The 13,063-nt window shown below is 72.2% G+C and carries 8 protein-coding genes; 2 read left to right on the top strand and 6 right to left on the bottom strand.

What is annotated here, in order from left to right:
* Nucleotides 1–12: 12 nt before the first annotated feature.
* From ACTWQF_RS24040 to ACTWQF_RS24025, 4 genes are all read right to left on the bottom strand, one after another.
* Nucleotides 13–1,512, bottom strand: coding sequence for an aminotransferase class I/II-fold pyridoxal phosphate-dependent enzyme (locus ACTWQF_RS24040; RefSeq protein WP_443281720.1), 1,500 nt, complete (start codon nucleotides 1,510–1,512; stop codon nucleotides 13–15).
* A gap of 183 nt (nucleotides 1,513–1,695) precedes the next feature.
* Entirely contained in the window at nucleotides 1,696–2,718 is a 1,023-nt protein-coding gene (gene ligD / locus ACTWQF_RS24035) for a non-homologous end-joining DNA ligase (protein ID WP_443281719.1), read from the bottom strand.
* Entirely contained in the window at nucleotides 2,715–3,332 is a 618-nt protein-coding gene (locus tag ACTWQF_RS24030; protein ID WP_443281718.1) for a DNA polymerase ligase N-terminal domain-containing protein, read from the bottom strand. Before ACTWQF_RS24030 ends, ligD begins: the two co-directional genes overlap by 4 nt.
* A 146-nt stretch (nucleotides 3,333–3,478) precedes the next feature.
* Nucleotides 3,479–4,141, bottom strand: coding sequence for a hypothetical protein (locus ACTWQF_RS24025; protein WP_443281717.1), 663 nt, complete (start codon nucleotides 4,139–4,141; stop codon nucleotides 3,479–3,481).
* 276 nt (nucleotides 4,142–4,417) lie between these two features.
* On the opposite strand from ACTWQF_RS24025, the gene ACTWQF_RS24020 reads away from it, so the two are divergent.
* The gene (locus ACTWQF_RS24020; RefSeq protein ID WP_443281716.1) at nucleotides 4,418–5,464 is read left to right on the top strand and encodes an NUDIX domain-containing protein; all 1,047 of its coding nucleotides are present in this window, start codon (nucleotides 4,418–4,420) and stop codon (nucleotides 5,462–5,464) included.
* Nucleotides 5,465–5,646: 182 nt separating this feature from the next.
* Nucleotides 5,647–6,408 carry a class I SAM-dependent methyltransferase gene (locus ACTWQF_RS24015; RefSeq protein WP_443281715.1) on the top strand — a complete coding sequence of 254 codons (762 nt, stop codon included), beginning with the start codon at nucleotides 5,647–5,649 and terminating at the stop codon, nucleotides 6,406–6,408.
* Here the strand turns inward: ACTWQF_RS24015 and ACTWQF_RS24010 are convergent.
* Both ACTWQF_RS24010 and ACTWQF_RS24005 read right to left on the bottom strand, forming a co-directional pair.
* Complete coding sequence (locus ACTWQF_RS24010) at nucleotides 6,405–7,172, bottom strand: thioesterase II family protein (RefSeq protein ID WP_443281714.1); 768 nt, start codon at nucleotides 7,170–7,172, stop codon at nucleotides 6,405–6,407. The genes ACTWQF_RS24015 and ACTWQF_RS24010 overlap by 4 nt on opposite strands.
* The gene (locus tag ACTWQF_RS24005) at nucleotides 7,169–13,000 is read right to left on the bottom strand and encodes an SDR family NAD(P)-dependent oxidoreductase (protein WP_443281713.1); all 5,832 of its coding nucleotides are present in this window, start codon (nucleotides 12,998–13,000) and stop codon (nucleotides 7,169–7,171) included. Before ACTWQF_RS24005 ends, ACTWQF_RS24010 begins: the two co-directional genes overlap by 4 nt.
* Between the last annotated feature and the right edge of the window lie 63 nt (nucleotides 13,001–13,063).

The raw sequence follows: 13,063 nt of genomic DNA, 5'->3' as shown, positions 1-13,063 counted from the left end.
ACGCCGCGCAGGTCAGGACGAGGGGCGGCCGGGCACTGCGGGCGGCCGGCCGTCGGTGAGTACACGCACCGTGCCGAGGTCGGGCGCGGCGGCGTCGGGCAGGTTCATTCCGGCCTCCACACCGCTGCGCAGATACTCCAGGACGGTCCTGGTCAGCCGCTCACCTGGCAGCACGGTGGGGATGCCCGGCGGGTAGGGAGTGATCATCTCGGCGGCGATCCGGCCCTCGGCCCGGTCGACGGGAACGTCCTCTATCGTGCCGAAGTACGCGTCGCGCGGCAGGCACGCCTGTTCCATCCGCAGGTCGGACGGGGCGTGCAGGCGGACCGGGGGCGCCTTGGGAAGCTCGTCGGCGCGCTCCGTCAGCTCGCGCAACGCAGCGAGGAGTCTCCCCGTGGTGTACCGGTCGTCGGCGTGGGTGAGCTGGGTGTTGATCCTGCGATGGTCGCTGATGTGGACGTCGAGATGCCGGTGCTCGCGCAGCCAGTCGGCGGCCTGGTAGCCGTTGAGCGGCAGCTCGTCCAGGTCGATGACGACGGGCAGCGGGTCCAGGTCCGCCGCCTTGCCCTCGCCGACGAAGTCGGCGCGGTCGTTGACGTGGAATCCGTCCATGGCCTCCAGCTGCTCCCGTACCTCGGCCGCCAGGTCGAGCGCGTGGGAGAGCAGCCGGTGGCCGTGCTGCACCATCTGGCGGCGCCAGCCGTCCAGCCCCGCGTAGAGAAGCACGTTGGGGCTGGTGGTGCCCAGCAGGTCGGCACGCTGGGCGAGCATCAGCGGGTCGATGTGGTCGCCTTGCAGATGGAAGACCGAACCCTGCTCGAAGCCGCTGCCCATCTTGTGGATGCTGGTCACGCAGACATCGGCGCCCGCGTCCATCGCCCAGGTGGGCAGGTCCTGGTGGAAGGGCAGATGGGCGCCCCACGCCTCGTCGACGATGAGCGGCCGGCCCCTGCGGTGGCAGATCTCCGCGACGGCCTGCAGATCGGCGCAGGTGCCGTACGGGGTGGGGCTGGTCACCAGGGCGCCACGCGCTTCCGGATGCTTCTCGAAGGCGGCTGCGAACGCGGCGGCCGAGGGGGCGTGCGCCAGCAGCCGCTGCTCGTCCCACTGCGGCTCCACCCAGACCGGGTGGATGCCCGACAGCAGCAGCCCGGAGATCACCGACTTGTGGGCGTCCCTGCCGACCAGCAGCTTCTCGTGCGGTCCGGCCACCGCGAGCATGGCCGCCTTCACGGACAGCGAGCTGCCGCAGGTGGAGAAGAACGTGTGCTCGGCATGGACGGCCTCGGCCATCAGCTGTTCGGCCTTGACCAGCACGGCACCGCGGGTGCGCCGGTCGTCGAGCCCTCCGGAGGCCAGGACGTCGCCGTGGAAGACGGCATCGCCCAGCACCGCGCGCACCCGTGGGTCGGCGCCCTTCGCCTGCTTGTGTCCCGGCGGGGAGAACGGCAGCTCCCCCGCCGCCTGGTATCGGGCCAGTGCCTCCAGTACCGGCGCGGCGTTGTGATCCATACGCCCCCGGGTGCCCTCTCAATCGGAAGAGAACCGGCAAAGGCTTGCCCGGTGCCTCATGCGTACCCCGCATGGGATGCTGCGCTTGCCAGCCCTGCGCCCCGGGGGTACCCCCTGCTCGAAGAGCTCGGGGGAGCGCCCGCAGCCTGCGAGCGACGGGCAGGGGCACCCCGAACAGCACACCTAGCGGCGGTGTTCGCGGGGTGTCTCGCGTACGACGTCCTCAGGCTTCTTGTCGTCGCGCAGCCCCAGGAAACGGGGATGCCGCAGCATTCCGTCGCGGGTCCACTCGGTGAAGCCGATCTGTGCCACGAGCCGCGGCTCCACCCAGTGTGCGCCGCGCTCGCGGACCGGGTCGGCGAACGGGGAGCGCCGTACCTCCAGCTCGTCCAGACCACGGCGCAGGGACAGCAGCGTGGCGTGGTCGTAACCGGTGCCGACCTTGCCCGCGTAGCGGAGCGTGCCGCCCTCGTAGTGGCCGAGCAGCAGCGCTCCGAAGCCCACGCGCGTCCCGGCGGGCTCGGTGAAGCCGCCGATGACCAGCTCCTGGCCGCTCGCGCACTTGAGCTTGAGCCAGTCGGGCGACCGGCGCGGCAGATAGCGGCCGTCGGCGCGCTTGGCGATCAGCCCCTCCCAGCCGTGCGCGCACGCCTCGTCCAGCAGCTGCCGGCCGCCCTCGTTGCGGTGGGTGGTGAAGCGCAGCGGGGCCCGGAAGTCCAGCGCTCTGCGCAGCAGCGACTTACGGGTGCGCAGCGGCAGCCGGGTCAGGTCCATGCCGTCGAGCCGCAGCAGGTCGAACACGTAGTAGGTGATGGCCACGCCGCTGGCTCTGGCCTGCCGTTCGGTGCTCAGCTGCATGCGCTGCTGGAGGCGGGCGAAGTCGGTGCGGCCGTGCGCGAAGGCGACGATCTCGCCGTCGACGGTGAAGTCGGACCGGGTCTGTGCGGCCAGTGCGTCGACGATCTCGGGGTACGTCGCGTCGACGCGCCGCCCGGTGCGGGACAGCAGCCGTTCGTGGCCGTCCTCGCGTACGGCGAGCGCCCGCACCCCGTCGAGCTTGCGTTCGAAGATCCAGCCGCCGGCGGAGAAATCCCGTCTGTCGCTCAGCTCGGCACGCATCGGCTGCTCGGCCGGCGTCGCACCCGGCGGCGCCCGGCGCAGCAGCGCTCGCTGGTCGCCGGGCAGGGTGTCGAGCAGACCGCTCACGACCGCCCGCCCTCCCGGGTCCACTCCTCGGTCGCCTCCTCGGAGACCTGTTTGAGGGTGCGGTCGCTGCGGGCCGAGCGGACGCGCCACGGGTCGGGAGTGCCACGCGGGGAGGCATGGCTGTCGTTCTTCTTGACCAGCAGCCACGCCTCGCGCTCGCCGTCGTCGCCGGTGCGGAAGCGGGAGAGCGCCCAGTCGCCGCGCAGCTTGCCGCCGTGCATCCGGAAGGAGATGTGGCCCTTCTCCAGCGCCTTGCCGAAGTCGCGGGAGAGCGGTTCGTAGGTGCCCTCGTCCCACACGATGACCGGCCCGGCCCCGTACTCGCCCTTCGGGATGACGCCCTCGAAGGTGCGGTATTCGAGCGGATGGTCCTCGACCGGCATGGCCAGCCGCTTGTCGTGCGGATCCGTGGAGGGCCCCTTGGGGACCGACCACGACTTGAGCACGCCGCCCCACTCCAGCCGGAAGTCGAAGTGCAGGCTCGTCGCGTCGTGGATCTGCACCACGTAGTGCGGCTCGTCGCTGCGCTCCGCGCGCTTGCCCTCGGGCTCCGCGGTCCGGTCGAAACGCCGCTTGCCGCGGTATGTCCTGAGCGTGTCGTCGTCGCCACTCACGCCTGGTCCTCACCGTTCCGTGCCGCGTTGTGTGCGCACGCCGCGCTCCGTGTGCTCCGTGCGCTCTTCGCATCCCCCGCGTTCCCACTGTCGCGCGGGCGACACGGGTTCGCAGCGGGAGCGGTGCCGTGGCGCAGGAGGGCGGGTCAGTGCGCGGGGCCGAGCTGGGAGGCCCAGGGGATCAGCGGGAGGGTGAGCGGGGGCGGGTGGACGGCGCCGGGGCCGATGATGTTGCTGCCGAGCCTGCCGCCGAGGTGGACGAGGCGCCCGTCGTCCTCCCGGAAGTGCCAGGCGCCGTCCCCACGCTGCACCGCCGCCACGGCTTCGGCCAGGAATCCCAGCTCGCCGGTGTCCTGGTCGGACCACTCGTACTCGCTCCACATGTACTGGTCCACCCAGAGCGTGGCCACGTCGTCGAAGTAGACGGCGATCATGGAAGAGGCGTTGCCGGGGCCGATCAGCACACAGAACTCGTCGGTCACCAGAGGGGCGAGCGGGTAGCCGGGAACGGCCCGCGCGGCGTCGTCGAAGATCTGCACGACGGGGTGCACGGGCTGCGCTGCGGCCTCCAGCCGGGTGTCCAGGCCCGGCCGTACGTGGATGTGCGGGCGGGCGGCCGTGTCGGGGACCGCCGTACTGGGGGCCGTGCCGGGAGCCGCGCCGGACGGAGACGTGCCGGGAGCCGTACCCGGGGACGGGGGCGGGGACTGGGACGGGGACGTACCAGGAGCCGCATCCGGGGATGTGCTCGTCGGGGCGCCACTCCCGGCCAGTTCTCCGCCCACCTGTTCGCTCAGTTGTTCGCCCACCGTCGCATTCCCCTCGTCGTCCGGTCCCGGCGCGGCATCTCTTGGTGACGCCACTTCCTCGCACCGCGCCGCTGCGTTCCGCGCTTGTCAGCTGTCACTGCCGAATGTCGACGCTATGCACGTTTTGTCTGTTCAGCAGCCCGGGGCACACGGTTGGCGGCGCGACCGCTGAGCCGAACGAGCGGCGTACCCAATTCCGCGGCGGGTCAGTTGACTTCACAGGAGGCGCGCGCACCGTACCTGCCGGCCTCCGCCACCGGACACGAGGAGGGCCGCATGACGTCGACACCCAGCACGCCTGCCACCACCACCGCACCCGCGTCCGCGCCGGCCCTCGAGACACCCGGCACGGTGGCGCTGCCGAGCCCCCAGGACGAGCTCGCCGCCTACCTCGCAGCGCATCCCGCCCCGGCCTCCGCCGTCGACGCGGTGATCCGCGACGAGCGGGGCCGGCTCCTGGTGGTCGACCCGGTCTACAAGGCGGGCTGGGACCTGCCCGGCGGCATGGTCGACGACGAGGGCCTGGTGGACGGGCTGGTGCGGGAGCTCCGCGAGGAGCTGCGGCCCATGGCACTCCGGGTCGGCCGGCTGCTGGCCGTCGACAACGTGCCGGCCACCGTGTACGGCAGGGCGCTGACCGCCTGCGTGTACGCCGTCCATCTGCCGCACCCGGTGACCGCCCAGGATCTGCGCCTCCAGCAGGACGAACTGCGCGCCGCCGAGTTCGCGCCCCCGGAAGAGGCGCTGGCCCGGCTCCCCGAGCGACTGCGCCGCCGCACGGCCGCCGCTCTCGCCGCCGAGCGCGGTGCCCATACGGCGCACCTGCTGGACGGCCACCCGGCTCCGCTGGACGAACGGGACCGCCGCGCCCTGCTGCCCGCCCCCGCGGTCGCCGCCGCGGCACTGGTCACGGATGCGACGGGACGCGTTCTGGTACGGGAGGTGCGGGACGACGACGGGGACAGCGAGCGGGACGACGGCGGATGGGGCGGCGGCTCCTCCTGCCGACTGCCGGGAGCCCTGGTGTCGGCGACCGAGACCCCCGGCGAAGCCGCCGCGCGTGCCCTGCACACCCAGCTGGGGCGCGCGGCACGCGGATCGACGGGCCGGCTGCTGGCCGTCGACAGCACCAGGTGTCCGTCGGGCGGCCGCACGCTCATCACCCACCTCTTCACAGCTCACCTCGCCGCACCGCAGCTCCCCACCACCGCCCGCTGGCTTGCCCGGGACCAAGCCCTGCGCGCTCTTCCCGCCCACGAGGCCCGCCTGCTGCGCGGCACCCCGGCAGGGGATGCCGGTGCCCATGGCCACACGGACGAGTGAGAGGAGCGAGACGGACGAGCCGTCCGGGCCTGAGGTGTCCCCACCGCTGGAGCCGTACGCCCATGGCGGGCTCGCCCGGCGCCGAGCGCGGTGGGAGAGCAGGTGAATCACCGTGCGCGCGGCGCGCACGGCGCGTTGGGGACGAGATAAATAGCCGGCCCGCAGTCGGGCAGGATGAGGCGGTGACTTCCCGATCCCGTGCCATGTCGTTCAATGCGGCGGCAGATCGCTATGCCGCGTACCGGCCGTCCTACCCGCCCGAACTCTTCGGCGCCGTCGAGGAGTTGACCGGAATACCGTTAGCAGGGGCCCGAGTCGCCGATGTCGGAGCCGGCACGGGCATCTCCACCGAGCAGTTGGTCGAGCGCGGCGCCGAGGTGATCGCCGTGGAGCCGGGCGAGGGCATGGCCGCGTGGTTCCGCAAAGGCCTGCCGGACGTGCCCTTGGTGCGGGGGGACGCCAACGCGCTGCCGCTCGCGGACGGGTGCCGCGATCTGCTCACCTACGCGCAGTCCTGGCACTGGACCGACACGACACGCTCGGTCCCCGAGGCGCTCCGCGCGCTGTGCCCAGGCGGCTCGCTCGTCATCTGGTGGAACACCACCGCACACGACGTTCCGTGGATCGCCGAACAGACGGAGCGCATCACACGCCACACCGGCGCCACCTCCCCCTCGCTGAGCCCGATCGACGACCCGGAGGCGGTACGGAAAGCAGGACTCGAGGGACTGCGCGTCGGACGCCGCCATGTGCGGTGGAGCCGTACCGTCCCGCTCGAGACCCATCTGGGCAACCTCGCCAGCCATTCCGGGTTCCTCGTCATGGACGACGAAGCGACGGAGTCGTTCCTCGACGCCGAGCGCGGGCGGCTGCGCCAACTCTTCCCGGACGAGCGGGTGGTGGAGACGTACGTGGTGGACCTGTGGGTTGCGAGCGGCGGCTAGCCCAGGGCCGCGCGGATCAGTCCGACCAGTTCTTCCGTGCGTTCGTCGACGAAGAAGTGGCCGCCGGGCACCGGCCGGAAGGTGAAGGGCCCGCTGGTCAGATCGCTCCAAGCCCGCATGGAGCCGGGCGGGAAGGTGGTGTCGGCAAGTCCGGGCAGCGCGGTCACCGGGCAGCTCAGCAGCGGCTCGAGCGGGGGGCGGTAGGTCTCGACGATGCTGAAGTCGGCGCGCAGTCCGGCCTCCGCCAGTTCGACGGCCGTCGGATCGTCGAACAGTTCGGCGGGCACCTGCCCGTAGAGACCGAGCGTGGTCATGAAGGCCGCGCGCGGCAGGTCGTGGGCCGGTTCCCGGCCCAACGGCAGTTGGGGCGGACGCTGCGCCGCGACCATCAGGCCCAGCGGTACCAGCCCCTCGGCCTCCAGCCTGCGCGCGGCCTCGAACGCGACCAGCGCGCCGAGGCTGTGGCCGAAGAGCGCGTAGCCGTCCACTCCGCGCACCTGGTGTCGCAACTGCGGCAGCAGCTCGTCCATCAGGCTGTCCATGGTGGTGTGCGGCCGCTCCATCGCCCTGCTTTCCCGGCCGGGTAGCTGTACCGGGAACACCTCTATGTCGGGAGCGAGCAGCCGCTGCCAGACGCGGTAGCCGGAGGCGCCCTGCCCGGCGCACGGGAAGCACAGCAGCCGCACCCGCGCCCGCCCTCCCGGCGCGGGCGGCGGAAAAGGGAACCAGGCACTGGGACTTCCTGCCGGGATGGTGGCGCTCATGCGGTGATGATCCCTGCGATGGCTCGTACGGTGGGGTTCTCGATGAGGGCCGCGATCGGCAGATCGGTGTCGAACTCCCTGCGTACGCGGGCCGCGAGCTGTATGCCGACCAGCGAGTTGCCGCCGAGCGCGAAGAAGTCGTCGTCCATCCCGATGTCGTCGATACCCAGTGCCTCGGACCACAGCCTCGCCAACCGCTGGTGCGTATCGGCTGGTGCCGCGCCGGATTCCTCCGGCTCATGGGCCCCCGGCACGGCAACCGGACTGCTGCCGGTGGTGGCGCCGGTCGGGGGCGTGGCGGGCTGTCCCGCGTCCGCGATGACGTTCTGGGTGAGCGCTTCGACGGCGCGCAGCCGCTTGTCCATGCCTTCGGGGATGACGACGACCTGGGGCCCGACGCGGTCGCCCAGGATGTGCCAGAGCGCCTGGATGCCCTCCTCGGGACGGATCGCGAACGCGCCGCCGAGCCCCTGGGGGGCCGGGTGGTCGGAGGCCGGGGGAAGGTCGGCGCCCCCGGTGTGACCGGGGTCGTCCGGAAGGTCCGGGACGGCCCGGGAAGAGGCGGAGGCGATGACTCTGCGCCGGAACTCCTCCCTGTCCCAGACCCGCACGGTGTAGCCGGTCACATCCACGACCTCGCGTCCGTCGTCGTCGGTGAGGGTGATGTCGAAGGTCACCATGTTCTGGTGCGCCCCGCGCCGCCGCGAGTACGCATGAACCGTCGGGGGCAGCGTGCCCCGCACCGTGATGCTGCTGATGGAGAACGGCAGATAGCTCTCCCCCCTCGGACCGAGCTCCGGCAGGTACACGGCGTTCGAGGTCGCCGCGTCGAACAGGGCCGGGTGCAACGGAAAGTCGGTCAGCTCGCCGAGGAACGGGTCAGGCATCTCGATCCGGGCCAGCGTCGAGGAGTCGTCACGCCGCAGCTCCGCGATGTTCGACCAGTGCGGCCCGAAGTCGATGAGGCCGAGCTCCGGGTAGAAGGACTCGGTGTCCGGCTTGACGACGGGGAAGCACTCCCGCAGCACCTCCAGGTCGTGCAACGGCGCCCGTGCCTCGGGTGCCGTACGAACCAGTCCCGTCACATGCTCCGTCCACTCCGCGCCATCAGTGGTGCTGGCGATGGCGAAGCGGTAGCCGCCGCGTTCGGGGGCGAGGGTCGTCCGCAGAACGGTGCGGCAGGCGAGAGCGAGCAACGAGAGGAAGGTGACATCGGTCAGCAGCAGCCGTCCGTCCGACGCCGGGTCCTCCAGCAGCGCTTCTCCGCCTGCGGCACGGATCATCTCCACGTATGCCGTCGCGGGCCATACGGGGATGTCCGACACCCGGTGCTCACCGGACACCCAGTGCGTCTCACCGTCCAGGACGGACCGGTAGACGATGCTGCCGTCCGGCCCTTCACTGCGCTCCCCGAGGAGCGGGTGCCCCTCGGGCTCGGTGTGACTGCTGGGAACGGCATCGTCATCGGGGGCGACGTGACCGACGGGCCGGGTGCTCGCGGTGTCGGCGGTGTCGGCGGTGTCGGCGGTGTCGGCGGTGTCGGCGGTGTCGGCGGCAGCCTCATCCGTGGGAGTCCCGGTGACGTCGTCGCCGTCGCTGTGGGCACTGCCGTGCTCCTCTGCCGCTCCCAGAGAGCCGATGTCTGCTGCGGCGCTGCCGGTCTGGAGCGCGCGGAAGGCGGCCGGGGCGAGGGCGTCCGCCTTGGCCGCCATGCCTATCTCTGCCCAGGCGTCCCAGTTGACGGAGACGGTGAAGCCGGGGCCGTCGGCCGCACGGGCGTGCGCGTAGGCGTCCAGGAAGGCGTTGGCCGCCGCGTAGTCGGTCTGGCCGAGGTTGCCGGCGACCGAGGTGATCGAGGAGAAGAGCACCATCAGCTCCACCCGCTCCCCCAGCAGCCGGTCCAGCACCAGCGTGCCCGCGACCTTCGCCGACATCACCCGCTCGGCCTCGGCCCGGGTCTTGAGCACCAGCAGTCCCCCGCCCGGGACGCCCGCGGTGTGGAAGACGCCGTCGAAGGCGCCGAACTCCCGCTCCCCACACTCCACCACGGCCCGCATCGCCGCCTCGTCCGCCACATCGGCCTGGCACACCAGCACTTCGGCACCGTGCTCCTCGATACGGCGCAGCCGCCGTACCGTCTCCAGCACCGAGTCGTCCGCGCCCTGCGCGGTATCCCTGATGTCTCCGCCGAGCAGCCGGTCCCACTCCTCCCGCGCGGGGAAGGGGGAGCGCGCTGTCAGTACGAGGCGGGCGCGTACGGCCTTCGCCAGGCCCTCGGCGACGGCCAGTCCGATGCCGCCGAGGCCGCCGGTGATCAGATAGGTGCCGCGCTCCCGCAGCGGACCGGCGGCTTCCCGGGTACGCGGCTCGGGCACCTGGGCGTAAGTGAGCAGCCAGCGTCTGCGTCCGCGCATCGCGATCCAGCGGTCGCCGCAGGCGGCGAACGCCGGCGCTGCCAGCCCGGCTCGGGCCAGCTCCTCCCACAGGCCCTGCTCGTAGCGGTGTTCGGCGACATCCAGGCAGCGGACGGAGATCTCGGGCAGCTCCTTGGCCATCACGTCGCACACCCCGGTCACCGCGGCCCGCGCAGGTACCACCGGTTCGGCGCCTGAGACCGCGCGCAGCCGCGAGCCGACCACGTCCCAGCGCATGCCGTGCACCTGCGCCGAGCCGCGATCGGCGAACGCCTGGGCGAGGTGCAGCACACTGAAGAAACCGAGGTCGAGCCACTCACCGGTGTGGTCGGGGCCGTGCGCCTGGTCCGGGGGCACCTCCCCGTCGGAGGCCGACGGAGGACCGAACAGCCAGCCATGCAGTACGCGTTCGGGCAGCAGACCGTCGGCGATCAGTGAGTCTGCCAGTGCGTCGTAGTCGTCCCGGGCTCCGGGCCGCAGCACATAGCGGCTGCCGGTCAGCCGTTCGAACTTCTCGCCCGGTTCGGCCGTCACCACTTGGGCGCCGGCGTGCCGCAGCCGGTTCACGGTGCCGTCCAGGCTGTCGCCCCTGCGGAAGACCAGCCAGGTACCGGCCATCGCGCCCGTCCCGGGAGGCGGAGCCGGGTCCTCGCACCACTCGGGGCGGAAGAGCGCCCGTTCGATGGGGCGTCGCCCCTCGTCCGTCGGCGGCTCCTGGGGCGCGGCAGGGGCCTCGGGCTGCCGGACGGGGTCGAGCCAGTGCACGCTGCGCTGGAAGGGGTAGCTGGGCAGCGGCACCCGACGCCAGTTGTCGCCCCGGTAGGCGGCCCAGTCGAGCTCGGCGCCGGCCGCCCATAGTGCGCCCACGGCCCGGGCGAGACAGTGCGGACCCTCGTCCGTGCCCTGCGGCATCGGCATCGTCGGCACAACGGTGCGGTCCCGGCTGCCGGAGGCGACCGCCTGGGCGCGGGTCAGACCGGTGAGTACCTGGCCGGGGCCCGCCTCGACGAACAGCAGACCGCTGTCCTCCAGCAGCAGGGCGACGCTGGGAGCGAACCGGACCGGGGCGCGTAGGTGCCGCGTCCAGTAGTCGGGGGACATGGCCTGCTTGTCGGTGATCCACTCGCCCGTGACGTTGGAGATGAACGGCAGCTCAGGCGCTCGCAGTTCGACTTTGGCCAGCTCGGCGGCGAACGGGTCCAGTGCGGGCTCCATCATGGCCGAGTGGAAGGCGTGCGAGGTGTGCAGCCGGTGCCCGGTCACGCCGCGCTCGGCCAGTGCTGTCTGAGCGGCGTCCACCGCCTCGTCAGGTCCGGAGATCACGGTGAGGCGGGCACCGTTGTAGGCGGCGATGTCGCAGCCCGCCAGGCCCTCGAGTTCTTCGGCGGGCGCGGGCACGGCCAGCATGCTGCCGCCGGGCAGCTCCTGGACCAGCGCCCCGCGCCGGACCACGAGCCGGACCGCGTCGGCCAGCGGGAAGACACCCGCGAGGCAGGCGGCGACGTACTCGCCGACGCTGTGGCCGATCATCGCGGCCGGACGCAGCCCCCACGCCTGCAACTGCCGTGCCATGGCGTACTCGACGGTGAACAGTGCGGGCTGGGCCATGCTGGTGCGGGTCAGCCGCTCGGCCGCACCGGGCTCGTCCGCAGCGAACATCACCTCGCGCAGATCGGCCTCCAGCAGCGGGCCCGCCAGCTCGGCGCACTCGTCGACAGCCGCGCGGAAGACCGGCTCCTGCGCGTAGAGGCGGCGCCCCATACCGAGGTGCTGCGAGCCCTGCCCGGGGAAGAGGAAGGCGACCGGCGCCGCGTCCGCCGGCGCCTGCGGACTGTCGGTACGGGCGGCACGCAGCGCGGCGGAGACGCCTTCCGTGCCGGGTACGACGGCAGCGCGGTGCCGGAAGTGGGGGCGGCCCAGACCGAGCGTCGCGGCCACGTCGGCCGGTTCCAGCTCGGGGTGCGCTTCCAGGTGGTCGGCGAGGCGGCCGGTGGCGGCGGCGAGCGCTTCGGGAGTACGGGCCGACACGCCGAGCAGCAACGGGCGCTGTGCGGCCGGGGTTTCGGGCTTTTCCCGCTCAGGGAGGGCAGGTGGCTGCTCCACCACCACGTGTGCGTTGGTGCCCCCGACGCCGAAGGAGCTGACGGCGGCCAGCCGCGCGTCGTGGTGCCCGGGCCAGTCGGACAGCTCGGTGTTGACGTAGAAGGGGCCGTTCTCGAAGTCGATGGCCGGGTTGGGCCGGGCGAAGTTGATGCTCGGGGGGATACGGCCGGCCTGGAGGGCGAGGACGGTCTTGATGAGCCCGACGACGCCCGCGGCCGGCCCCAAGTGGCCCACGTTGCCCTTGACCGAGCCGATGGGGCAGCTGCGAACCGCGGTCATGCCCAGGTCACGGTAGGCGCGGGTGAGCGCGTTCACCTCGATCGGATCGCCGACCCGGGTGCCGGTGCCGTGGGCCTCGACGTAGCCGATATCGGCGGGGTCGAGGCCGTGGGTGCGCATCGCACGCCGGATGAGCATGGCCTGGCCCTCGACGCTGGGTGCAGTGAACCCTGCCTTGAGCGCGCCGTCGTTGTTGATGGCGGAAGCGCGGACGAGGGCGTGGATGTGGTCGCCCGCGGCCACCGCGTCCGCGTACCGCTTGAGGACGACGGTGCCGACGCCGGTTCCGAAGATGGTCCCGTCCGCGTCCGCGTCGAAGGGACGGACCCGGCCGGTGACGGAGAACATGCCGCCCTCGGCCGAGTGGTAGCCGGTTTTGGGCGGTAGTTCGACCTGGACGCCACCCGCGACGGCGGCGTCGCACTCGCCGCTGCGCAGCGCCTGGCAGGCCAGGTGTACGGCGACCAGCGAGGTCGAGCAGGCGGTCACCACGTTGACGCTCGGGCCGGTGAGGCCGAGCTGGTGGGAGACGGAAGTGGTGAGGTAGTCGGTGGCGTTGGCGACGGCGACACCGACTTCGCCGAGGAAGGCGGTGGCCTCAGGGTGGGAGTTGACGTTCCACTCCCGGTAGAAGTCGGGGGCACCGCCGCCGTAGACACCGACCGTGCCGGGCACCCGGAACGGGTCGTAGCCCGCGTGCTCGAGGGCCGTGTAGACGGACTCCAGGAAGAGCCGGTGCTGCGGGTCGCGGACCTGCGCTTCGCGGGGAGTGAGTCCGAAGAAGGCGGCGTCGAATTCGGCCACGTCCTCCAGGACCGGTTTGGCCCGTATGTAGTGCGGGTCCGCGAGGACGGAATCGGGTATACCGGCCTCGCGCAGCTCCTCCTCGCTGAACCGGGTGACCGACTCGACGCCGCCCGCCAAATTCGCCCAGAACGTGTCCAGGTCGGCGCTGCCGGGAACCCGGAGAGACATGCCGACGACGGCTATGGCGTCCTCCCCGGCCCGGTCGCCCTGATCGTTCCCGGACACGCCGGCAGGCCCATTCGGCTTCGTACTGTGCACCGTGCACCCCCGTTACCTGGTCTTCGTGCA

The sequence above is a fragment of the Streptomyces sp. 8N114 genome (assembly GCF_052245835.1).
Lineage (GTDB): Bacteria > Actinomycetota > Actinomycetes > Streptomycetales > Streptomycetaceae > Streptomyces.
This window is presented reverse-complemented; position numbering and strand designations above follow the sequence as displayed.